This is a genomic window from Trinickia terrae (genome assembly GCF_005144415.1).
Taxonomy (GTDB): Bacteria; Pseudomonadota; Gammaproteobacteria; order Burkholderiales; family Burkholderiaceae; genus Trinickia_A; species Trinickia_A terrae.
Genome location: NZ_SWJE01000011.1, coordinates 62,676 through 84,363 on the forward strand (window position 1 = coordinate 62,676; position 21,688 = coordinate 84,363).

General features: G+C 63.9%; 21 protein-coding genes. 13 read left to right on the top strand and 8 right to left on the bottom strand.

Annotated elements, in window-relative coordinates:
* Positions 1-471 precede the first annotated feature (471 nt).
* The 5 genes from FAZ69_RS20630 to FAZ69_RS20650 all read right to left on the bottom strand — a co-directional run bounded on the left by FAZ69_RS20630 (position 472) and on the right by FAZ69_RS20650 (position 8,098).
* Entirely contained in the window at positions 472-3,168 is a 2,697-nt protein-coding gene (locus FAZ69_RS20630; protein WP_136896946.1) for a nitrate reductase, read from the bottom strand.
* 55 nt (positions 3,169-3,223) lie between these two features.
* Positions 3,224-3,550: a nitrite reductase small subunit NirD gene (nirD, locus tag FAZ69_RS20635; RefSeq protein WP_206171223.1), complete on the bottom strand. Its 327-nt coding sequence runs from the start codon at positions 3,548-3,550 to the stop codon at positions 3,224-3,226.
* 10 nt (positions 3,551-3,560) lie between these two features.
* Complete coding sequence (gene nirB, locus FAZ69_RS20640; protein ID WP_136896947.1) at positions 3,561-5,993, bottom strand: nitrite reductase large subunit NirB; 2,433 nt, start codon at positions 5,991-5,993, stop codon at positions 3,561-3,563.
* 141 nt (positions 5,994-6,134) lie between these two features.
* Positions 6,135-7,337 carry a nitrate/nitrite transporter gene (locus tag FAZ69_RS20645; RefSeq protein WP_136896948.1) on the bottom strand — a complete coding sequence of 401 codons (1,203 nt, stop codon included), beginning with the start codon at positions 7,335-7,337 and terminating at the stop codon, positions 6,135-6,137.
* A gap of 401 nt (positions 7,338-7,738) precedes the next feature.
* Positions 7,739-8,098, bottom strand: a complete 360-nt coding sequence (locus FAZ69_RS20650) for a rhomboid family intramembrane serine protease (protein WP_136896949.1) — start codon at positions 8,096-8,098, stop codon at positions 7,739-7,741.
* Between the two features lie 311 nt (positions 8,099-8,409).
* On the opposite strand from FAZ69_RS20650, the gene FAZ69_RS20655 reads away from it, so the two are divergent.
* The 12 genes from FAZ69_RS20655 (at position 8,410) to FAZ69_RS20710 (ending at position 18,471) form a co-directional block, all read left to right on the top strand.
* Positions 8,410-9,096 carry an RraA family protein gene (locus FAZ69_RS20655; RefSeq protein ID WP_136896950.1) on the top strand — a complete coding sequence of 229 codons (687 nt, stop codon included), beginning with the start codon at positions 8,410-8,412 and terminating at the stop codon, positions 9,094-9,096.
* 32 nt (positions 9,097-9,128) lie between these two features.
* Positions 9,129-9,668: a prephenate dehydratase domain-containing protein gene (locus FAZ69_RS20660; protein ID WP_136896951.1), complete on the top strand. Its 540-nt coding sequence runs from the start codon at positions 9,129-9,131 to the stop codon at positions 9,666-9,668.
* Positions 9,665-10,522 carry an aminotransferase class IV gene (locus tag FAZ69_RS20665; protein ID WP_136896952.1) on the top strand — a complete coding sequence of 286 codons (858 nt, stop codon included), beginning with the start codon at positions 9,665-9,667 and terminating at the stop codon, positions 10,520-10,522. Before FAZ69_RS20660 ends, FAZ69_RS20665 begins: the two co-directional genes overlap by 4 nt.
* Before the next feature lie 38 nt (positions 10,523-10,560).
* The gene (locus FAZ69_RS20670; protein WP_136896953.1) at positions 10,561-11,229 is read left to right on the top strand and encodes a 2OG-Fe dioxygenase family protein; all 669 of its coding nucleotides are present in this window, start codon (positions 10,561-10,563) and stop codon (positions 11,227-11,229) included.
* A 25-nt stretch (positions 11,230-11,254) separates the two neighbouring features.
* Entirely contained in the window at positions 11,255-11,611 is a 357-nt protein-coding gene (locus tag FAZ69_RS20675) for a cupin domain-containing protein (protein ID WP_169708711.1), read from the top strand.
* Positions 11,612-11,623: 12 nt separating this feature from the next.
* Positions 11,624-13,171: an AMP-binding protein gene (locus FAZ69_RS20680; RefSeq protein WP_136896955.1), complete on the top strand. Its 1,548-nt coding sequence runs from the start codon at positions 11,624-11,626 to the stop codon at positions 13,169-13,171.
* A gap of 84 nt (positions 13,172-13,255) precedes the next feature.
* Positions 13,256-13,519, top strand: coding sequence for a phosphopantetheine-binding protein (locus FAZ69_RS20685; RefSeq protein ID WP_136896956.1), 264 nt, complete (start codon positions 13,256-13,258; stop codon positions 13,517-13,519).
* Between the two features lie 35 nt (positions 13,520-13,554).
* Entirely contained in the window at positions 13,555-14,436 is an 882-nt protein-coding gene (locus FAZ69_RS20690; RefSeq protein ID WP_136896957.1) for a chlorinating enzyme, read from the top strand.
* A gap of 29 nt (positions 14,437-14,465) precedes the next feature.
* Complete coding sequence (locus FAZ69_RS20695) at positions 14,466-15,395, top strand: 3-oxoacyl-[acyl-carrier-protein] synthase III C-terminal domain-containing protein (protein ID WP_136896958.1); 930 nt, start codon at positions 14,466-14,468, stop codon at positions 15,393-15,395.
* Between the two features lie 82 nt (positions 15,396-15,477).
* Positions 15,478-16,734 carry a cation:proton antiporter gene (locus FAZ69_RS20700; protein ID WP_169708712.1) on the top strand — a complete coding sequence of 419 codons (1,257 nt, stop codon included), beginning with the start codon at positions 15,478-15,480 and terminating at the stop codon, positions 16,732-16,734.
* Between the two features lie 217 nt (positions 16,735-16,951).
* Positions 16,952-17,881, top strand: a complete 930-nt coding sequence (locus tag FAZ69_RS20705; RefSeq protein WP_136896960.1) for a DMT family transporter — start codon at positions 16,952-16,954, stop codon at positions 17,879-17,881.
* A complete protein-coding gene (locus FAZ69_RS20710) occupies positions 17,881-18,471 on the top strand; it encodes a gamma carbonic anhydrase family protein (RefSeq protein WP_240702379.1) in 591 nt (196 codons plus the stop codon). Before FAZ69_RS20705 ends, FAZ69_RS20710 begins: the two co-directional genes overlap by 1 nt.
* A gap of 18 nt (positions 18,472-18,489) precedes the next feature.
* On the opposite strand, the gene FAZ69_RS20715 is transcribed toward FAZ69_RS20710, so the two are convergent.
* Both FAZ69_RS20715 and epsC read right to left on the bottom strand, forming a co-directional pair.
* Positions 18,490-19,041, bottom strand: a complete 552-nt coding sequence (locus tag FAZ69_RS20715; RefSeq protein WP_136896961.1) for a YybH family protein — start codon at positions 19,039-19,041, stop codon at positions 18,490-18,492.
* Positions 19,038-19,814, bottom strand: a complete 777-nt coding sequence (gene epsC, locus FAZ69_RS20720) for a serine O-acetyltransferase EpsC (RefSeq protein WP_136896962.1) — start codon at positions 19,812-19,814, stop codon at positions 19,038-19,040. Before epsC ends, FAZ69_RS20715 begins: the two co-directional genes overlap by 4 nt.
* Positions 19,815-20,086: 272 nt before the next feature.
* Between epsC and FAZ69_RS20725 the strand changes: the two genes are divergently transcribed.
* Entirely contained in the window at positions 20,087-20,800 is a 714-nt protein-coding gene (locus tag FAZ69_RS20725; RefSeq protein WP_136896963.1) for a LuxR C-terminal-related transcriptional regulator, read from the top strand.
* A gap of 189 nt (positions 20,801-20,989) precedes the next feature.
* Here the strand turns inward: FAZ69_RS20725 and FAZ69_RS20730 are convergent, their stop codons facing one another.
* Complete coding sequence (locus FAZ69_RS20730; RefSeq protein ID WP_136896964.1) at positions 20,990-21,637, bottom strand: LysE family translocator; 648 nt, start codon at positions 21,635-21,637, stop codon at positions 20,990-20,992.
* Positions 21,638-21,688: the final 51 nt, after the last annotated feature.

The following is a 21,688-nucleotide window of genomic DNA, read 5'->3' on the forward strand; positions in this document are numbered from 1 at the left end:
GCCTGTCCCGGAGGCACTCAGTGCTGTCCGCGATAGCGGTCTGAGGGCTACCGTCACCGCTCGCCGCACGTCCCGTTAGCACGCGGCACGGAATTGCGCCGATTCGAATCAAACCAATGCTTATGGTCAGGCTGGGCCCGAAGACCTTTGTCTTGCGATGCTGCTTCATGCGTTCCTGCTGACTTTCAATCGTAGGCGACATGGGGCGAGGCCAAACCAACGTCTTCACTTTGTTTCGTCGCAAAGCAAGCCCGTGCCGCGTGCTAACGGGACGCGCGGCGAGCGGTGACGCTTGCCCTAGACCGCTATCACTGACAGGACTGAGTGCTAACGGGCCAAGGCCGTCCGCCCAGGACGCGCTTTTGGTTACTTTTGGCAAGACAAAAGTGACCCCCGCCCCGGGGAGGGGCAAAGCGTACGGCACGCCGCGGCGTAAAAAAACCAAAAGCCTCAACCTTGCGATCCTTCGAATCAATGCGCCGCCGCGGCCGGAACGCTCTCATAGAGCCGCCGGATCTCCGGCACGCACGAGCCGCACACAGAGCCGCAGCCAAGCGTCGATTTCAATTCGGCGAGGTCCGCGCCTTCCGCGATCTTTGCGGTGATCTGCGATTGCGTGACCTGCTTGCAGTTGCAGATCACCTTGTCGCGCGGGGGCCGCTTGCCGTCGACGAACACCGCATGGCGCGGGCCGCTCCACGGCGCCGCCTCGCGCAGGCGGTCGATCAGCGCCGCCGCGCCGTTCGTGCCGCCGGCCAGCATGAAGCCGTCGATCATGTTGTCGCGCCACGCAACGCGCTTTTCGTGGCCGCGCCGCGCGTCGCGGTATTCGAGCAGGTCCTCGCCGTGCGGCAGGCCGAGCGCGTCGTGCAGGCGGTTCAGCCACTCGGCCGGCGCGCGCAGGTCGGCCGCCGAGACGATCAGCATCTCGTTGCCGTCCGCGTCGGGCTCGATGCGCACCGAGGCGTAGCGGCGCTCGCGCAGGAGCGGCTGCACGGCGGCCTGCAGCGCGAGCGCGTCGCCGCCTCGCCTGGCGGCCACGAGCCGCCACGGCAGGTCCGCCGCCTGCACGCGCACCGCAGCGTGCTTGAGCTCGGGCTGCGCCGAGTGCGGATCGACGGCGGGGACCGTGGTCTCGTTGATGCCGCCGCTGTTGAGGAACTGGCCGTTCCAGTGCATCGGCGCGAACACGGTGCCCGAGGCGACGTCGTCCGACACTTGCAGCGGCAGCACGAGCGCGCCGCGGCGGCTCGCGACCGTGACGAGGTCGCCGTCCTTCAAGCCGCGCCGCGCGGCGTCGGTGCGGTGCATCGTGAGCGCCGGCTCGGGCGCGTGCGCGAAGAGGGCGCCGACGCGGCCAGTGCGGCTCATGCCGTGCCACTGGTCGCGCAGGCGTCCGGTGACGAGGCGGAACGGATAGCGCGCGTCGACGCTCTCCGCGACCGGCAGGTAGGGTGTCGCATGAAAGCGCGCGCGGCCGTCGCCGGTGGCGAAGGTGCCGTCGGCATAGCGGCGCGCCTGGCCGTGCGCGGCGCCTGCGGCGAACGGCCATTGCTGTGGGCCTTGCGCTTCGAGCGTCGCGTAGGAGAGCCCGCCGATGTCGAGATCGCGCCCGACCGTCAACGCGCGGTGCTCGTCGAACACGGCTTGGGGCGAATCGAAAGGAAACAGCGTGCTCATGGACGACAGCCGCGCCTCGATCCGCCGCGCGACTTCGTTGACGATCCACCAGTCCGGCTTCGCTTCTCCGGGCGCATCGACGGCCGCTTGCACGCGCGAGATGCGCCGCTCCGAATTGGTGACCGTACCCGATTTTTCGCCCCAGCTCGCGGCGGGCAAGAGCACGTCGGCATAGGGGACGGTATCGGTCTGCGCGAACGCTTCCTGCACGACGACGAACTCGGCGCGCGCGAGCGCTTCGCGCACCCGCGCGATGTCAGGCATCGAATGGACGGGGTTCGTGCAGGCGATCCAGACCGCCTTGATCTTGCCGTTGCGCACCGCCTCGAACATCTCGACGGCGGGCAGGCCGGGGCGGTCCGACAGGCCGCTCACGCCCCACAGCGCTTCGAGCTCGGCGCGATGCTCCGCATTGCCGATGTCGCGATGCGCGGCGAGCATCGTCGCCATGCCGCCGACTTCGCGCCCGCCCATCGCGTTGGGCTGCCCCGTCAGCGAGAACGGGCCCGCGCCGGGCTTGCCGAGCTGGCGCGCGGCCAAATGCAGGTTGATGAGCGCGAGGTTCTTGTCGGTGCCGTGGCTCGACTGGTTGAGGCCCATGCAATAGAGCGAGAGCGCGGCCGGGCTCGCGCCGAACCACTCCGCGGCCTGCATGAGCGCGTGCTCTTCGATGCCGCAGATGTCGGCCGCCACGCGCGGCGGGTACTCGCGCACGAGCGCCTTCAGCGCGTCGAAGCCCACCGTGTGCGCATCGATGTAGGCGCGGTCGAGCAGACCCTCCCAGATCAGGTGATGCAGCATCCCGTTGAAGAGCGCGACGTCGGTGCCGGGCTGGATCGCGAGATGCAGGTCGGCCATCGCGGCCATGTCGGTGCGGCGCGGGTCGACGACGATCCAGCGCACGTCCGGGTTGGCCGCTTTCGCTTCTTCGAGCCGCCGGAACAGCACCGGATGTGCGTACGCCATGTTGCTGCCCGCGAACAGCACGGTCTGCGCGAGCTCGAGGTCTTCGTAGCAGGTGGGCGGGCCGTCCGCGCCGAACGCCTTCTTGTACCCGGTGACCGCGCTCGACATGCACAGCCGCGAGTTCGTATCGATGTTGTTGGTCTTCACGAGCCCCTTGGCGAGCTTGTTGAAGACGTAGTAGTCCTCGGTCAGCAGCTGCCCCGAGATGTAGAACGCGACCGCGTCCGGGCCGTGCTGCTCGATGACTTGCGCGAAGCGCTGCGCGACGAGATCGAGCGCACTCGTCCAATCGGCGGCTTCACGCTTCGCGCCGCGCGCCGTGCGGATCTCGGGATGCAGCACGCGTCCCGTCATGCTTTGCACCGTCAGCGGCAGCGAGCGGCCTTTCGTGCAGAGCCGCCCGAAGTTCGCCGGATGGTCCGGGTCGCCCGCGATGCCGGTGATGCGGCCGTCCTCGGCTTCGACGAGCACGCCACAGCCCACGCCGCAATAGCAACAGGTGGAACGGGTGACGGTTTTCATGGGCATTGCGTCCGTGGCGTGCGTCAAACTAAGCGATGCGAAACGAGGCGGCAGATCAAGCGAGGCTGACGAACACTGCCTCGCCTTCCACCTTCACCGGAAAGCGCCGCGCACAGCCCACATCGGGCGCGCGCGCCTCGCCGCTTTCGAGCGCGATGTTCCAGGCGTGCAGCGGGCACGTCACGGTCTCGCCGTGCACGATGCCCTGCGAGAGCGCACCGCCCTTGTGCGGGCAGTGGTCGAGCAGCGCGAACACCTTGTCCTGCGCGGTGCGGAAGATTGCGACGTTGCCCTCGGCGCGCTCCAGCACGCGGCTGCCGAGGCGCGGAATGTCGGACACGTTGCACACATGCGTCCAGGTGGAAGGAAATTGCATATCCATGGCGATGACCTCAGGCGACGACCTTGATGGGGATGTATTCGTGCTTCTGCGCTCCTTCGATACGCGCTTCCCACGGGTCGGGCAGTCCTTCGAGCGAATAGAGCAGTCGTTCGTAGAGCGCCTTGCGGTTCGCGGCGTCTTCGACGATCTTCTTCTTGACGTAGTCGAGCCCGACGCGCGCGATGTAGTGCACGGTGCGGTCGAGATAGTGCGCTTCCTCGCGATAGAGCTGCAGGAACGCGCCGCTGTACTCCTTGACCTCGTCGGGCGTCTTCACCTTGGCGAGGAATTGCGCGACTTCGGTCTTGATGCCGCCGTTGCCGCCGACATAGAGCTCCCAGCCGGAATCGACCGCGATCACGCCGACGTCCTTGATGCCGGCCTCGGCGCAGTTGCGCGGGCAGCCCGAGACGGCGAGCTTCACCTTGTGCGGCGACCACATGTTGGCGAGCATCGTCTCGAGATCGATGCCCATCTGCGTGCTGTTCTGCGTGCCGAAGCGGCAGAACTCGCTGCCCACGCAGGTCTTCACGGTGCGGATCGACTTGCCGTACGCATGGCCCGACTTCATGCCGAGGTCCTTCCAGACGTTGACGAGGTCTTCCTTCTTCACGCCGAGCAAGTCGATGCGCTGGCCGCCCGTGACCTTGACCATCGGGATGTGGTACTTGTCGGCCACATCGGCGATGCGGCGCAGCTCGTCGGGCGTCGTCACGCCGCCCTTCATCTGCGGCACCACCGAGAACGTGTTGTCCTTCTGGATGTTGGCGTGCACGCGCTCGTTGACGAAGCGGCTTTGCGGATCGTCGGCGGCTTCGCGCGGCCAGGTCGAGATCAGGTAGTAGTTGATCGCCGGGCGGCAGGTCGCGCAGCCGTTCGGCGTGCGCCATTCGAGGAAGTCGTAGACGGCCTGGTGCGAGAGCAGCTTGTGCTCGCGGATCGCGCGGCGCACTTCGTCGTGGCTGCGGTCGGTGCAGCCGCAGATTGCCTTGGTCTTCGGCGTTTCCTGGAAGCTCGTGCCGACCGTGCTCATCAGGATCTGCTCGACGAGGCCCGAGCACGAGCCGCACGAGCTCGCCGCCTTGGTGTGCTTCTTGACGTCGTCGAGCGTGAACAGGCCCTTCTCGGTGATCGCCTTGACGATCGTGCCCTTGCAGACGCCGTTGCAGCCGCAGACTTCGTCGCTGTCGGCCATCGCCGCGGCCTTGTCGTGGCCTTGCACGCCCGCGTCGCCGATGCTCGATTCGCCGAACATGATGTGGTCGCGCAATTCGCCGAGCTTGCGGCCTTCGCGCAGCAGCTTGAAGTACCACGCGCCGTCGGCCGTATCGCCGTAGAGGCAGGCGCCGACGAGCTGGTCGTCCTTGATGACGAGCTTTTTATAGACGCCGCCCGAGGGGTCGGACAGCACGATCTCCTCCGTGCCGTCGCTGCCGAGGAAGTCGCCGGCCGAGAACAGGTCGATGCCGGTGACCTTGAGCTTGGTCGACAGCACCGAGCCCTTGTAGGTGCCGATGCCCATCAGCGCGAGGTGGTTCGCGCACACCTTGGCCTGCTCGAAGAGCGGCGCGACGAGGCCGTAGGCGACGCCGCGGTGGCTCACGCATTCGCCGACCGCGTAGACGCGCGGGTCGTAGGTTTGCAGCGTGTCGTTGACGACGATGCCGCGATTGCAATGCAGGCCCGCCGATTCGGCGAGCGTCGTGTTCGGGCGGATGCCGGCGGCCATCACGACGAGGTCGGCCGGGATCTCGTCGCCGTCCTTGAAGCGCACGCCCGCGACTTGGCCGGCTTCGTCGCCGACGATCTCGGTCGTCGCTTTCGACAGCAGGAACGCGAGGCCGCGCTCTTCGAGCGAGCGTTGCAGCAGCTTGCCCGCGGTGGCGTCGAGCTGGCGTTCGAGCAGCGTGTCGGCGAGATGCACGACGGTCACCTCCATGCCGCGCAGCTTCAGGCCGTTGGCCGCTTCGAGGCCCAGGAGGCCGCCGCCGATCACGACCGCGTGCTTCTTCACCTTCGCGGCCTCGATCATCGCTTCCGTGTCGTAGATGTCGCGATAGGTGATGACGCCTTTGAGGTCCTTGCCCGGCACCGGCAGGATGAACGGCGACGAGCCCGTCGCGATCAGCAGGCGGTCGTAGGGGGCCTCGGTGCCGTCCTCGGCGTAGACGACGCGCTTCTTGCGGTCGATCTTGTTGATCGTCTTCCTGAGGTGCAGGCGGACGCCGTTTTCCTCGTACCAGGCGAGCGGATTGAGGACGATGTCGTTGAACGTCTGTTCGCCCGCGAGCACCGGCGAGAGCAGGATGCGGTTGTAGTTCGGATGCGGCTCCGCGCCGAACACGGTGATGTCGTAATGATCGGGAGCGAGCGTGAGCAGCTCTTCGATCGTGCGGATGCCGGCCATGCCATTGCCGATGACGACGAGTCGGGGCTTGTTCATGATGTCTCCCGCTGGGCCGCTCCCGAGGGAGACATCGGCCCCCTCGGGGGGCAGCGAACGAATGTGAGCGTGGGGGTGGTTCATGATGTCTGTTCCTACAGGGTCGATCTGAATCGTGGGCTTGTTATTCAAAACTCGGGGTCATACACGGGCGGTGACGCCCGCCAGCGACTCGCGCCAGCGGCGCTTGACGTTGGCGAGTCCGAGCCAGCCGAGCACGGCGAGGCACGCGAAGAGCCACAGGCCGGCGGAGTAGACGCCGGTGGCCTGCTTGATCGCGCCGAGGCTCGCGGCCAGCGCGAAGCCGCCGATGCCGCCCGCCATGCCGATCAGGCCCGTCATCACGCCGATGTCCTTGGAAAAGCGCTGCGGCACGAGCTGGAACACCGCGCCGTTGCCCGCGCCGAGGCACAGCATCGCGACGATGAAGAGCGCGAGCGAGGCGGCCGGCGCGCCGGCGCTGAAGCCGGCCGTGCCGATCAGCGCCGCGACCGCGCCGTAGACGGTCAGGAGCGACCGCGTGCCGCCGATGCGGTCGGCGAGCAGCCCGCCGAACGGACGCATCGCCGAGCCCGCGAACACGCAGGCGGCGGTCGCCCAGCCCGCGGTCTTCGGATCGAAGGCGAACTGGTCGTGGAAATAGCCCGGCAGCGAGCTGGCGAAGCCCGAGAAGCCGCCGAACGTGAGCGCGTAGAAGAACATGAACCACCAGGCGTCGCGCTGCGTCAGCATGCGGGCGTAGTCGCGCAGATGCTTGTGCTGCACCGGCGCGGGGGCGTCCTTTGCGCAGAGGAAGAAGATGGCGAGCGCGAAGCCGAGCGGAATGCAGGCGATGCCGAACACGTTCTGCCAGCCGAGCGCGACGGCGAGCGCGGGCGCGAACAGCGCGGCGAGCACCGTGCCTGAGTTGCCAGCACCCGCAATGCCCATCGCGGTGCCCTGGTGCTGCGGCGGATACCAGCGCGAGGCGAGCGGCAGCGCCACGGCGAACGACGCGCCCGCGACGCCCAGCAGCACGCCGAACCCGAGCGCTTGCGCGAGGTCGTGGATGCCGATGCGCCATGCGCCCAACAACGTTGCGATCACAGCCATCTGGCCAAGCAGGCCCGCGCGTTTTGCGCCGATGCGGTCGGCGAGCATCCCCATCGGCAGGCGCAGCAGCGCGCCGGCGAGGATCGGCGTGGCAACCATCAGCGCGCGCTGCTGGGTCGACAGTTCGAGCGTCTTGGCGATCTGGATCTGCAGCGGCCCGAGCAGATACCAGACCATGAAGCTCAGGTCGAAATAGAGGAAGGCAGAAAAGAGCGTCGGGGTGTGCCCACTGCGCCAGAAGCTGCGGTCCATGTTGAGTTCCGTCGTCGTGCCGCGCGAACCGGGATGAAACCGCGCGGCGAACGTCGTAGCGTCTTTGCTCGACCAAATAAAAACGGCGCCCGCTCGTGTCGCTGCACGAGGGGACGCCGTTGTCCTGGGTGGGCCGCTGCATTGTTTCGACGATGGGTGTCGATCATGCCGCGCCGGCCCGGTGATCCTGCAACCCGGCGCCGTTGCCGGGTACGGGCAGCGTTATGCAACCTCCGTGCCAACTTGCGTCATACCCGCGAAGCCAATAGGGACGGGCGTTTGCGCCATATGCACCAAAATGTGCTGCTGCACCGCAGCAGTGCGATGCACTGCGCAGCCGCACTCGTTCGGCGCGGCGTGCATCGTCTTGGTGGGCTTTGGCGGGCACTGCGGGGCGCCCTTCACGCGCAGGAGCGCGCGCCGCCTATTGCGGGCGGCCCGGCTTGTTGGACCAGTAGAGCAGGCACGCGACCGCCCGCGGCGACGCTTGCGAGGTACAGCGCCGCGAGCCGCAGCCAGCCGAGCGCGAGCTCGAGGTCGCGGCCGAACAGATGGAGGCCGATCACATCGACCGCCAGGTGCGTGAGGTTGGCGTGCAGCGCGCTATAGGTGACGAGCTGCCAGACGTGAAACGCGGGGTGAAACGCGGGCACGCCCGCGGGCGCGGGCGGCCAGAGCGCGAACAGGTCGATCAGCGTCTGCGGATAGGCCTGTTCGAGAAGAAACGCCGCGACGTTCAGCGCGACGAGGGCGAGGATCATGGCTGTCCGGCTGTAAGCGTGAGCGCCGCGCGAGCGGACGAACGGAAAGACGCACACAGTGAATGGGACACGAGCCGCGCGAGCGGCTCAGTCTGTCAGCACACATCGAACACCCGGATTCGCGAGACGGCGGAAATCCCGGTTATCGATAAAAGCGAAAAGCGCGTTTCTCTCCCCGGGGCGCCGGGCGATTAATTGGCCGGCCACCCTCTAATATCTTGGAGGTAGACGGAAGTCTGGCGTTTAAATATATTCGAATCGAAATGTATGACGAATGGATTGATTAACCTGGTCGCGAAAGAATTAATAAAATGAAAAAAGATGAGATAAGGTTTGTTTATGAAAGAAAAGTCAATACTTCGACGATATCCGATATTCTCGATTCGCTCGGTGTCGATGCGGCGTTGAACGAGAAGATCGGTTCGATTAACCGTGGCGATCATTATTTCGCCGGTTTTGCGTACACCGTCGAATGGGCGCGGGTCAGAAAGGGCGCCGATATCCTTGCCTCGCAGGAGTCGACCTGGGAGCAGGTCAAGCGCTTCCTGGTCCCCGAGATATCCGATGGCGCCGGGCTTGTCTATGTGGCCGGCGCAGGGCCGGTCCTGACCTCAGCGGCGCTTGCCGGCGCCATGAGCTGCACCTATTTCGACCGGCTCGGATTCGAAGGCGTCGTATTGGGCGGTGCGGTCCGGGATATCCCCGAATTACGCGAGCTGAAGCTGCCCGTTTTGGCCAGCAATCCGGTTCCGGTGGATACGCAGGGCGGATATCGCGTGGCCGGCACCGGCGGTTCGTGCGTGATTGATAATCGGACGGTTCATACGGGCGACCTGATTATATCGGACAGCAGCGGCACGGTTGTCGTGCCGTCGGCATTGATCGATACGGTTCTGGAGCGGGCCTGGAAAACCGACGAAGTCGAAAATGAAATGCTTCGTCAGATTCGCAGCGGGAGCCGGCTACCGCAATTGGTCGAAGAACGTCGCCGGATTTGATGTGCGGTTGAAACGCATTCAAGGAGATTGGCATGCTGAAGATTCACACGCTGGGCCCGGCCGGAACGAATTGCGAGAAGGCGGCGAGACTCTATCTCGATCGCCGCGGCATGGACGGGCAGGTCCTGCTTTATGAAACGCTGGAGAAGGCGGCCGACGAAATGAGGTCCACGCAGACGCCCGACGATTTGCTGTTGGGATGCATCGTGTACCCCTATCTGCACGAGCTCGTGTTCCGCAACCATCACTGGATGAAGCTCGTCGATTGCTTCGTGATGGACACCTACGACATGGTGTTCGCGAGCCGGTTTGCCGACGTATCGCGGATCGCGAACATAGGCTCTCACCCGGCGCCGGTCGATCTTCTCGCCGGGGTGACGGGGCTGTCGCCGGCGTTGAAGCCGACCCTGGTCACCTCGAATGCCGAAGCCGCGCGGCTTTGCGCGGCCGGCCAGTTCGACGGCTGCATCTCGACGCGCATCGCCGCGGAACGCGCGGGACTCAAGGTGCTGGAGAACTTCGGTCCCGTGCCGATGGGCTTCAGCATCCATGCCAAAGGAGCCCGTCAATGAAGTGGTGGCTCGATGGCAATCTGATCCCGGCCGATACGCTGTCCGTTCCGATCAACACTTATTCGCTGCACTACGGCTTGTGCGTGTTCGAGGGCATTCGCGCATACGGCATCAACGGCCGCCGGTCCATTTTCCGCCTCGATGAGCACGTCGCGCGTTTCTTCGCGTCGGCCGACATGATCGGCTCTCCGATCAGGACGTGCAGCGCCGCCGACGTGCGCGACGCGGTCATGGCCGTCGCGGAGACGGCGCCGGGCAACGACCTCTATATACGGCCGCTCTATTACGTCGGCAACGGCATCATGGGCTTGCGCGCGGCGGAGCTCGAGCAGCACGTGGCCGTGACGGCGTGGCAATGGAGCACCGATCGCTCGCATTCGCGCTACACGTCGGGAATCAAGGTCGTGATTTCCCGGCACCTGCGGCACAAGGATTACGCGCAGGCAAAGGTGTCGGGGAACTACCTGGCCTCGGTCGCCGCGGTGAGTTCGATTCCCGCGGGATTCGACGAGGCGATCCTGCTCGACGAGGACGGCTATCTGTCCGAGGCGACGGCGCAGAACGTATTCATGGTGGTTCGAAACGAAATCCACACGCCTCGCGTCAAGTCGTGCCTGAACGGCATCACGCGCGGCGCGGTGATCGAGCTCGCACGCCGGGACGGCTTTCGCGTCTGCGAGCGCGACATCACCCCTGCCGAATTGCTGGCGGCCGATGAAGCATTCCTGACCAGCACGGCTTCCGAAGTCCTGCCGATCGCGCAGGTCGAGTCCCGCGCGCTCGCCTCAGCGTTGCCGGGCTCATACACGTCGCGGATCCGGCAGTCGTTCCTCGACCTCGTCCAGACGCGCTGAATTCTCGATTCTCTTGTCTCACAGCCAAAGGAGCAGAAATGGGAGCACCGTACTTCATGCATAGCCGCAGCTTCTACCGCAACTCGCCCGACGTCGATCTCGCATTCCTGCAAGCGTCGTTCGACAACGTTCCTTACGACCATTACTTCACTCAAGGCCAGCGCTTCAGGACGACGTCGCGCGTCGAAATCACCGGCCACGGGTTCCGGCTGTTGCCGAAACGGCCGCTCTATCAGCCGCCGTCGGTCAACAAGCTCGAAAAATACGGTGGAATCTGCCGAGACTACGAAGACGCCCCCGTTTCGCTGATCGAATCGGCGCCGTTCCAGAAGCTGATCATGGAGTGGATCTCGCGTACGGGCGTCCAGGCAAAGAGCTTCTCGGTCCACCAGATCCGCACCACCGGCACGGGCAGCCCGGTTCCGGAAGGCCGGCACCACGACGGCACCGACTGGACGGGCTTGTACGTCGTCAAGCGTCACGGGATCGATCCGGAGAGCGCATGCACGACGTACTGGGACCGGGAGGAAGAGGTCGTGATGCGCGACATCCTGGGCGAGGGGGAACTGATCACGTTCGAGGATTCCAAGTACACGCACGATACGACCGCGCTCGTGCCGGTGCGCGACGGCGCATACCGCGACGTATTCGTGTTGACGCTGCCCGAGCATGGCGTGAACGTTCCCGACGAATTGATCGGGGAATGAGATGCCGCTCTTTAGCCGAAGTGCGTTGAAAACTCACGAAGTCATCGCCGGCGGACGGGCAAGCTTCATTCACGGGGAGCGCTTCTCGCTGGCGTTCTGGAAGCTCGATGCGGGGGCGGTGCTGCCATTGCATCGACATCCTCATGAAATGGCGCCCAACGTGATGTCCGGCGCCATCGAACTGACCGTCGATGGGCAAACGTATCGCCTGAATGCGGGAGACACGTTCGTGATTCCACCCGGCGTCCCGCATTCGGCGGTGGCGCTCGAACCGTCCGAAGTCGTCGACGTGTTCGCTCCCGTGCGCGAGGACTACCGGGCGTTGGCCGCGGGAGGGGCCGCGACGTACCTCGGGCCCGCGACGCAGACCGACAATCCCTGAGCGAGGCAAACGATGGAATCCTACTATTCGATGCTGTCGCGGCATCGCGACAGCGCTCGGCCCGCTTTCATCGACGCGGCGGGCCGCGCGATCCGTTTCAACCAGTTGTTCGAGTACGCCGACACCATAGGGCAAAGCCTGACGCGGCTGCTCGGCGACGGCAATTGCGCGGTCGGGGTGCTGCAGGACAAGAGCCTTACCGCGGTGGTCTCGATCTTCGGCGTGCTGGCCGGCAACAAGGTCTTCGTGCCGATTTCGCCGACGCTGCCCGTGTCGCGCCGGGAGTCGATCGTCAAGGCGACGTCGATGAGGGTGGTGCTCGTCGACTATGCGCTCGACGACGCCATCGCACTCGAGCTGACGCGCCTCGGCCTCGTGCTGATCTTCTGCTCGGTGGACGAAGACGGGCTGCGGCTGCAGGTCGGCAATCGCGAGGTGCTGGCGGGCGAGCCGGCGGCGCCCGTGTTCGACGCGCCGCTGAGCCACATTCTCTTCACCAGCGGCACGACGGGTACGCCGAAGGGCGTGATGATCAAGGCGGAAAGCCAGGCCGCCTTCACGCGAACGATGGCGGCCGCGTTCGGTCACGACTCGGCGACGCGCTGGCTTTCCGTTTCGCCGCTCTATTTCGACGTCGTCACGCTCGATCTGTTCGTCGAAGTGTATTGCGGCGCCACGGTCTACCTCTACCCGCCGGGACTGCCGGCTGCCGAGCTCGCCTATACGCTCGAGAAGCATGCGATCACCGATGTGCTGTTCATTTCATCGGTCGTGAAGATGCTGGCATCCGAATTCTCCGAGCTCAAGCGGCGCGACCTGTCGTATCTCAGACAACTGTGGTACGGGGGCGAACCGTGTCCTGTCGAGGCGCTCAGGAAAATCAAGCAATGGGTGCCGCAGGTCGGCTTTGCCCAATGCTATGGACCGACCGAGGTCTGCAACAATTCGACGCTGATGCGCTTTGACGACGTGCCTTCGGACCGCTCGGGATTCATGCCGTTGGGCAAGCCGATCGACTCGGTGGAGGCGTACGTGGTGGACGCCGACGGGCAGCAGCTCACCGCCCCCGGTATCGGCGAGCTCTATCTCGGCGGCGTGCAGGTGATGGCCGGTTATCTGGGCGATCCGTCGGGCACGGCGAAGAAACTGCTCTCGAACCGCTTCAACCCCGCGTCGCCGTATCCGCTGTTCCGTACAGGCGACTTCGTTCATCTCGATGCCGACGGCCTGCTCTGGTTTCATGGCCGCCAGGACGACCTGGTCAAAGTGCGCGGCAATCGCATCTCGCTGCACGAAGTCCAGGCGGCCATCGTTTCCGAACCGGAGGTCGCCGATGCGATCGTCCGGGTCGCGCCGGACTCGATAGGCGGCTTCCTCGACGCGCTCGAAGCCGTGGTGATCTGCCATCAAGCGATCGACAAGAAGACGCTCACCGATCGAATTCGTGCGCGGCTGCCTGCCTACATGGTTCCCGACCGGATCACCATCGAGCTGAGACGAGACGTGCCGATCAAGGAAAACGGCAAGCTCGACCGGCAGCAGGTGCTGTCGCGCATCTGAGCGCCTGGGCCACTCCTGGCCGGGCCAATCCAGGCCGGGCCAATCTTCATCCCGCTGCACAACGACGAAAAGGAAAACCAGCACATGTCCGAGATCAACGATTACCAGACGCCCGAAGAGGCCGCGCTTGCGAGCATCTTCTGCGAAATCCTGAACCTCGATCGAATCGACCCCGACGTCGGCTATCTGGACCTCGGCGGCAACTCCATCTCGCTCTATCTGATCCTGGAAAAAGTGAAGGAGCGGTACGCGATCGACCTGGATCCGCAGCTGTTCTTCAAGAGGGAGACTTCGTCGCTTCGCGAACTGGCCATCGCCATCGCGCGCCAAACCGCCGTGCTCTTTTGAGCCGTCCCCAAGCCTAACCGACGAGATCGACGCGAATGACTAACGAATACAGCTTGAGCCGGGAAGAACTGTCGAAGTTCTGGGCAAACGGATTTATCGGTCCATTCACTTTGTATGAACCGGACGAGATGACACGATTGTGGGGCGATGTCCGTCTGAATCTTTTCGACCGGTCGCGTTCGCCATATCCGCAATCGCGGCTGAATTACGACCGCCACCTCGACGTGAAGGCGTTGAGCGACGTCGCTGGCCACCCGCGCATCGTCGATCGCGTCGCCAGCATTCTGGGCAGCGACCTGCTGTGCTGGCGTTCGGAATGGTTCCCGAAGTACCCGGGCGACGAAGGCACGGAATGGCATCAGGCCAAGACCTTCGTCGAATTCGAGGGCAATCCGCGTTTGCGTCCGACGGAAAACAAGAACGGGCTGTGGGGCGTGACCGTGTGGACCGCGTTCACCGAGGCGACGCGTGAAAACGGCTGCATGAAGCTGATGCCGGGTACGCAGGACGAGTGGTTCTTCGACGAGACGCGGTCCGTCGAGCACGACCCCTCGCGTATCAACAACAAGGTCGCGGACAACGAAAAGCAGGGCTTCTTCGGCTACGACTGGGACAAGCTGAAGGTCGACCCGAACTGGAAGCCGGACGAATCGCGGGCGGTCCACATGCAGATGCAGCCTGGCCAGTTCTTCATCTTTTCGTCGCAAACGCTGCACGGCTCGGAGCCGAATCGCAGCCGGACGCAGTCGCGATTCGGCTGGTCGACACGGTATGTCGCGACGCAGGTCCAGGTCTACCCGGGCTACGACCGCTACACGAGTCTCGGGGAGACCTTGTCGCTCGACAACTATTCGACCGTCCTGGTCTCGGGCAGCGACCGGTTCGGCCACAACAAAGTGCGCATGCCGCTCGCCTGATCGGGCACTGTTCGCGGAAGAAAGCCATCATGAAAGAACCCGTGTTTATCAGTGCGCCGTCGTACGTGACCGGAGCGTTTGTCGAACTGGACCGGCTCGCGCTCGACGATGCGGAACGGTCGTCGCTGCTCGAAGTCGGTGTGGCCGGCGCCCGCACCCTCGTCGATATCCCGTTGATGACGCTTGCTGCACAGGCCATGCGCAAGGCGATGGCGGCCACGATGATCCGCGCGGACGATGTCGATGCCGTGGTCCTCTGCACCTCGAGTTTCTGGTGGCACCGGCAGCTTTCTTCCGGCTCGATCAGCCGCGCGCTGCTCGATCTGGGCATGCAGCGGGCCCAGGTCGTCATGGCCTCGGTGATGGGCTGTCATAACGCCATCACCGGCTTGCGGCTCGCGCGCAGCCTGATCCGTTCCGAACCGCTCCGGAACGTGATGCTCGTCACGGTCGACGTCGCCGCTCCCGACGCGTCGCGGTTGGCCGACGGTCCCTCGGTTCTCGGGGATGGCGCCGCGGCGTGCCTCGTCTCGACGCAGTTCCACGGGAGCGGCTATCAATTGATGGATCTGGTGCTTCACGACGGGCATCGGATCGCACGCCTCGGCGATTGCCCGGAGGATCGGCAGCTCAAGCTCGTCGAATGGCTATCCGCAGTCAAGGGCGTTTGCGCGGAGCTTCTGAAGCGCAACACGCTCCACGCCGACCAGATCGATCGGCTGATCTGCAACAACTACAACCCGAGAATGAGCCGATGGATCGCGAGCCAGGCGGGCGTCGATCCTCAAAGAGCTTGCACGTTCGACCGCACGCGCGGACACATCTGGTCCTCGGACATATTGATCAGCCTTGCCGAGACAGCCGGGCAGCAAGACTTCGAAGGCGTGGACCGTCTGCTGTGCGTGGGTTCCGGGCCTCATAACTTCGGCGCGGCGCTGCTCGAGCGGCGCGCGAACTGACGACGCAAAGCAGTGGCTGCGTTTCATGAATTCGGGCAATCGGCGATTGTCCGCCCGACCGTTCAACACTCCAGGTATGTCAATGATCGAGATGCAACTCCTCGTGATCGTGTGCGCGACGATCCTCGCCGGCGTCGGCGCCAGGGCAATCGGGCAGCCGGTCGTGGCCGGCGAAATGGCCGTCGGGATCCTGCTCGGCCCGGCCGTACTGGGCAGCATTGCGCCGTCCCTGCAACAGCACATCTTTTCGGTCGATGCGCTGGGCGGATTGCAGGCGATCGCCGAAGTGGGGCTGATGGTCTTCATGTTCCTCGTCGGCACCGAGCTGACGGAACCCGCGTCCGTATCGGGACGGAAGGGCGATACCCGGCTGATACTGTGGACTTCGACGGTGAGCGTCATGATTCCCCTGCTCGTCGGCGCTGCCTGCTCGTGGCTGATGAGCCGCGAGATGGACATTCCAGCAGGGCAGGAGGTCAGATTCGCGCTGTTCCTCGGGACCGCGATGGCCGTCACGGCATTTCCGGTATTGGCGCGAATGCTGGCCGACCACGCCATGCTGGCCACGCCGGTCGGGCGCGTGGCGATCGGCGTGGCGGCGGTCATCGACCTGTACGCATGGATCCTGTTCGCGGTTTGCACGACGCCGGTCCAGACGCTTGCGAGCGCTGTCACGGTCGCCAAGCTCCTGGTGGCGCCGCTTGCCTGTGCCGCGGCAATCTGGGTTGCGCGGCCGCGCATTGCGGCGTGGTTCGCACGATCGGAGCGCAGCCGCCAACCGGGCGAGATTCCATGGCTCATGCTGATCGTGATCGCAACGATATTCGCCGCGGCCGTCTTGAGCCGCTCGGCGGGATTGCATCCGATTCTGGGGGCATTCGCGGTTGGCTGCTGTTTTCCCGCAGGCACGGCGGCAAGCGAGAAGATCAAGCGCGACCTCGGATCGATCGCGGGCCGCGTGCTCATGCCCTGCTACTTCGTGCTCGGGGGGCTCAGCATGACGCGAGACGCGTTCGCAGGCGCCGGCTTCGATCTGTTTTGCCTGTTGCTGGCCGTCGCCGTGCTCTCGAAAGTGTTCGGTACCGCCGCCGGCGCGCGCATGGGCGGCGCGACGTGGCGCACGGGGCTGATATTGGGCATGTTGATGAACACGAGAGGGCTGGTCGAGCTCATTCTGCTGAAGGAAGGTCTGAGCGCCGGCGTCATCACGCCCAGGCTGTACACGTTGATGCTGCTCGTCGCATTGGTCACCACCGGAATGACCGGGGCATTCAATACCTTCTTTATTTCGCGGCGCCTTTTTTCGCAGCCACTCACTTGCGGGGAAGTGAACGGATAGATGAGGCGGATCGTGCAGTATCGTTCCGGGTTTTCATCGCGGATCGCAGCTGCCGCCATTGCGAATTGGCCAATCGATCCACGCATGCGGACATCATCGTCCGCATACACCATATTTGTGATAAGTTTTTGTGGCCGGTAGTTCTCGGTGCCATGGGTGCCCGCATATTCTCGCGGTGCATGCCGTTCGACTTTTCCGCCTTTCGCGAAGATTCCGGATGAACACCATTCTATATGTCGTAACGGTAATGATATGGGGCAGCACCTGGATCGGCATTCACTATCAGGTGGCTTCCATACCCCCGGGGGTGTCGCTGCTTTATCGGACGGTCATTGCCGCGTTGATCATGCTGGGCATTTGCGTGGGCACGCGCAAATCGTTGCGCTACCCGCTAAAGGATCATCTCCTGCTCGCGCTGCAGGGATTTTGCCTTTTCGCCGGCAGCTATTGGCTCGTCTATGTCGGGGCGAGGACGCTCGAAAGCGGATTCGTTGCGCTGGGCGTTTCGACCGTGATCATTTTCAACCTGATCAATTCTCGCCTTATCTTATCCAAACCGATTGAAAGGGTTGTCGTAATCGGTGCACTGATCGGATTGGTCGGCATTGTTCTGGTGCTGATGCCGAATTCGGCAGCGCCGGCGAGTGCCGAAAGAATGCGAGCTATCGGGATTACGCTTGCGGGGGCCTATATCGCATCCGTGGGCAATGTCATTTCGGGGCGGACTCTCGCGCGCGGCATTTCGGTGTTGTCCGCAAACGCGCTGTCGCTGACCTATGCGTCGCTGTCGCTGGCGATACTCGTGTTCGCAAGCGGTGCGCCGCTGGTGTTCGATGCGAGGGCCCCCTATGTCTTGTCGCTGCTTTATCTGTCGATCTTCGGGACCGTCATCGCATTCCTCTGCTATCTCACGCTCATCGGCCGCATCGGACCAGCGCGTTCCGCTTATGCGATGCTGGCTTCGCCCGTGATCGCGTTGCTGATTTCGTCGCAGATGGAAGGTCTTGCGCTGACGGGGCGGGTCGTGGCCGGCGTGGCGCTCGTGATCCTTGGAAACTGGATCATCATGCGCAAGCCGAAGATCGGGGGGCGGCCGAGCCGTTCATTCGAGGGCAGCGTGGCGGCGGATCGCGGGGAGAGCCGGTGATGCCGGAATCGGCCGCAGCGCGAATCGGCGAAGTCGACGGCGAACTTCCGATGAGCGAGCACACGCTCTATGCGTTTGGGCCGTGCTATCCGCGCATAGCGGGAAGCCGCCACTATTTCGCCCCGGGCGCGCGAATCATCGGCAACGTCACGATTGCGGAGGGCGTCAGCGTCTGGTTCAACGCGGTCATCCGCGGCGATCGGGACAGCATCGAGATCGGCCCGGGCACCAACGTGCAGGACCTTGCCATGCTGCATGTCGATACCGGCTTTCCGTTGACGATCGGAGCCGGCGTGACGATCGGCCATCATGCGACGCTGCATGGCTGCACGATCGGGGACCACTCGCTGATCGGCATCAATGCGGTCGTGCTGAACGGCGCGCGGGTGGGCCGGTGCTGTGTGATCGCATCGAATGCATTGGTCGGGGAAGGGGTGGAGGTGCCCGAGCGCTCCGTCTTCGTCGGCAGCCCCGGGCGTGTGATCCGGCAACTCAGCGACGAGGAGGCCGATGCATTGCAGGGCGTGGGAAAAAGCTATGCCGCTCATGCGCTCGAGTTTGCCGCCGACTGCAAGCCCGTCGAGTCTTGACGCTGCCTTGATGGGCAGTCACACGAATTCGAGCCGTGGTTTCTCGGTGAAGATCTGGCGGCCTATCTTCCAGGTACCGTCTTCTTTGCGAAGGTGCCAAAGGGCGCGATAGACCAGATCCTCGCCGGGCTCGTGGTTGAACGGAGCGACATGCACCTCGACAAGCGCTGTCGCGAAGCCGGATCCCGGCGAGAACAGTCCGCATTCCTGGAAATGCATCTTGATGTGGATGTCGGCTTGCTTGGCGATGAACGCAAAGCGGATTGCGGCGGGCCCGCGCCTATCCGGCGCGCGAGGCGGGGACCACAATGCGTCGGCGGTGTACAGCGACGCGTAGCGGGCGGCGCTGTTCGAGTTGGCGGCCTCGACGTAGTCGTGTTCGATGAAATGCCGGATGTCTTGCAGTTCGGTGTCGGTTTCTGCTGCGCGAGTGTTATGCGGTGGATGCATGGAAAAGGTCGCGAAGGATGAAGGGATCTCGAATTCGCCGGGCTTCAGCGAGCTTTTCGCAGTGTATCCAGAGTTTCCGTTGGCCTGTGCTCTAACAAATGAGGGGGTGCAGATTGTCAATCTTGCGAAAGACGCTGCTCCATCGAGATGGCCGGCACCGCGCGGCCGGAGGTGCCGACGACGCGGGCCGGGACGCCGGCGACCGTGGTGTGAGGCGGTACGTCATGCAGGACGACGCTTCCCGCCGCGACCTTTGCGGATTCCCCGATGACGATCGCGCCGAGGACCACCGCTCCTGTGCCGATCAGCACGCCGGTCCGGACCTTCGGATGACGGTCTCCCTCGTCCTTGCCGGTGCCGCCGAGCGTCACGGACTGCATGATCGAGACATCGTCGTCGATCGTGCACGTCTCACCGATCACGATGCCCGAACCGTGGTCGAGCATGATGCCGCTGCCGATCGCACTCGCGGGATGGATATCGGGACCGAGGGCGATCGATGCGCGGCCTTGTAGGTGCTGTGCCGCATCACGGCGGCCCGATGTCCAGAGCGCGTGTGCGATTCGATAAACCTGCAGCGCCTGGAAGCCTTTCTGGTTGAGGAGAATTTGCACCGGCCCCGTTGTGGCGGGATCGCGAGCCAGCACCGCATGGAGGTCGGACATGATGCTCGCGACGATCGACGGTTCGCGCCGGAAGATTTCGGCCGCGGTTCGCTCGATATCGTGAACTTTGACGTAGGGGTCTGCAATGCTGCTCGCGATCAGATGCGCGGCCATTGCTTCAAAAGAATCGAAGCGCAATATGAAATGCTCGAGTTTGGGGAGCAGCAGCGGTTCAGCCGATGCGATGCGCCTCGCCTCGTCCTCGATATTCTTGAACGCGTTCTTCATTTAGCGCCTTTTTCCTTGGTGTCCTGAGCGGGATTTCCCGTTTGGTTTTTCTGACTTGGCGAACCAGCGTGCCTTCTTGTTCCGCCGGGTGCTTGCTGTGAGCCGTTACTCCGTAGACGTTGTTTTTGGAGCGTCAGTGCTCCATCGTGCCTGAGTAAAGATGGGTTGAAATTTTGGGAAATATAAGGCCAATTTGACATTGAACCTGGCTTCGAAAAAGTTCTTTCGAAAATTCCAGCGCGCCCTCCGAAATCATACAACGCGAGGGCTGTATGCAAAATAAATACGAGGACTACATCAGGCTTTATGGTGTGAAAATTTCAAATGCTAACGAATTATTTCTTGCGATTGATTTGGAGGTGCAATCACTTGGATTTGACAGGTGGTGGTTTTCGCTGCTTGTGCCGAATCCGGTGACGTTGCCTCGCCTCCATTTGCGCGGGCATTTTCCGCAAGACTGGGCATCGCGCGGCGAGAGCGGAGATCATCCGAATCTGAATCCCATTCTTTGTCATGCCCACTATTCCAGCGTTCCGATTGTCTGGGCCTACGACGAGCAAAGCGGCGACCGCGAGTTCTGGAGCAGGATGGCGCAGCGCGGCGACAAATACGGATGGTCGAAGCCGATTCGCATGTTTTCGTATGCGTCCGCGGTCCTGACGCTGGCGCGCGGCAACAAGCCGGTTTCCTATCTCGAGCTCAAAGAGAAAGATTCCGCATTGACCTGGCTGGCGCATTGCGTGCAACAGTCGATGTGCGACGAACTCGGTGAGGAATCCCGGCTGGCGGTCCGGTTCAGGCTCACGCCGCGGGAGCGGGAGGTCATGCTGTGGACGGCGGACGGGAAGACGTCATCGGAGATCGCGTCCATTCTGGACATTGCGGAAACGACGGTCATTTTTCACATCACCAATGCCGTCAGAAAAACCGACTCCGTGAATCGGGCGCAAGCGGCAGTGAAGGTTGCGTTGTGGGGCCTGTTTTGAGCGCCGCTCGCCGGCGCAGGCCGAGGTAGAGGTAGAGGTAGAGGTTGTTTGCCCAAGGTAGTCTCCATCCGCGGGCGTTTGCGGGCGGAAACTACTTTGGCATCGGTAATGGACGAAGGCTTTGCTGTGCGGGCAGGGCGGCGGCAGGCTGGCATGCCGATGGCTGCGCTGAGGGATACCCGGCCGGGTTCAGGTTCGCGACATCAAGAGCCGGATGCCCGCATACCCGAACGCGACCGCGAGCGTGGCGTCGAGCCAGCGCCGGATCGCCAGATAGATGCGCCGTGCGGACGGCATCGAAAACAGGATCGCGTAGCCGCAAAACACGAGCACGCCGATGCAGATGCACCCGGCGACCACGGCGAGCGTCGTATGCCGCGCTTGCGCGCCGACCGGAAACGCGATCGAGATGATCGCGAGCCAGACGAGGATGGCCTTGGGGTTCGTCAAGTGCATGAGCAGGCCGCGCGTGTAGAGGCGCGCCGCCGACTGGGCGGGCTGCGGCCCGGCGGTTTCGCCGAGCTTGTCGTTCGAGGTGAGCGCCGATTTCGCGGACTTGAGCGCGAGCCAGAGCAGATAGGCGCCACCGGCGACCTTGATCGCGACGAGCAAGCCGGAATAGGCGGTCAGGACGGCGCTCAGCCCCAGCGTGGCGAGCGTCGCCCAGAAGAACGAGCCCGACATGACGCCCAGCGCGAACGTAACGGCGGCTTTGCGGCCCGAGCGCATCGCGAGCGACATGATGGCGAGATTGCTCGGCCCGGGGCTGGCCGTGCCGATCAGATAGGTGGTGTAGGCGACGAGGACGTTGGCGGACAGCAAGCCGGTATGAATCATGGCGACGGACCTTGGAAGAGGGGCGGTTGAATCGGCGACGAACGGGCGGTG

Excerpts from the sequence above, each read along its gene's own strand:
- FAZ69_RS20630 (WP_136896946.1), bottom strand. The coding sequence starts at position 3,168 with ATGAAAACCGTCACCCGTTCCACCTGTTGCTATTGCGGCGTGGGCTGT.
- nirD (WP_206171223.1), bottom strand. The coding sequence starts at position 3,550 with ATGGATATGCAATTTCCTTCCACCTGGACGCATGTGTGCAACGTGTCC.
- nirB (WP_136896947.1), bottom strand. The coding sequence starts at position 5,993 with ATGAACAAGCCCCGACTCGTCGTCATCGGCAATGGCATGGCCGGCATC.
- FAZ69_RS20645 (WP_136896948.1), bottom strand. The coding sequence starts at position 7,337 with ATGGACCGCAGCTTCTGGCGCAGTGGGCACACCCCGACGCTCTTTTCT.
- FAZ69_RS20650 (WP_136896949.1), bottom strand. The coding sequence starts at position 8,098 with ATGATCCTCGCCCTCGTCGCGCTGAACGTCGCGGCGTTTCTTCTCGAA.
- FAZ69_RS20655 (WP_136896950.1), top strand. The coding sequence starts at position 8,410 with ATGAAAAAAGATGAGATAAGGTTTGTTTATGAAAGAAAAGTCAATACT.
- FAZ69_RS20660 (WP_136896951.1), top strand. The coding sequence starts at position 9,129 with ATGCTGAAGATTCACACGCTGGGCCCGGCCGGAACGAATTGCGAGAAG.
- FAZ69_RS20665 (WP_136896952.1), top strand. The coding sequence starts at position 9,665 with ATGAAGTGGTGGCTCGATGGCAATCTGATCCCGGCCGATACGCTGTCC.
- FAZ69_RS20670 (WP_136896953.1), top strand. The coding sequence starts at position 10,561 with ATGGGAGCACCGTACTTCATGCATAGCCGCAGCTTCTACCGCAACTCG.
- FAZ69_RS20680 (WP_136896955.1), top strand. The coding sequence starts at position 11,624 with ATGGAATCCTACTATTCGATGCTGTCGCGGCATCGCGACAGCGCTCGG.
- FAZ69_RS20685 (WP_136896956.1), top strand. The coding sequence starts at position 13,256 with ATGTCCGAGATCAACGATTACCAGACGCCCGAAGAGGCCGCGCTTGCG.
- FAZ69_RS20690 (WP_136896957.1), top strand. The coding sequence starts at position 13,555 with ATGACTAACGAATACAGCTTGAGCCGGGAAGAACTGTCGAAGTTCTGG.
- FAZ69_RS20695 (WP_136896958.1), top strand. The coding sequence starts at position 14,466 with ATGAAAGAACCCGTGTTTATCAGTGCGCCGTCGTACGTGACCGGAGCG.
- FAZ69_RS20700 (WP_169708712.1), top strand. The coding sequence starts at position 15,478 with ATGATCGAGATGCAACTCCTCGTGATCGTGTGCGCGACGATCCTCGCC.
- FAZ69_RS20705 (WP_136896960.1), top strand. The coding sequence starts at position 16,952 with ATGAACACCATTCTATATGTCGTAACGGTAATGATATGGGGCAGCACC.
- FAZ69_RS20710 (WP_240702379.1), top strand. The coding sequence starts at position 17,881 with ATGCCGGAATCGGCCGCAGCGCGAATCGGCGAAGTCGACGGCGAACTT.
- epsC (WP_136896962.1), bottom strand. The coding sequence starts at position 19,814 with ATGAAGAACGCGTTCAAGAATATCGAGGACGAGGCGAGGCGCATCGCA.
- FAZ69_RS20725 (WP_136896963.1), top strand. The coding sequence starts at position 20,087 with ATGCAAAATAAATACGAGGACTACATCAGGCTTTATGGTGTGAAAATT.
- FAZ69_RS20730 (WP_136896964.1), bottom strand. The coding sequence starts at position 21,637 with ATGATTCATACCGGCTTGCTGTCCGCCAACGTCCTCGTCGCCTACACC.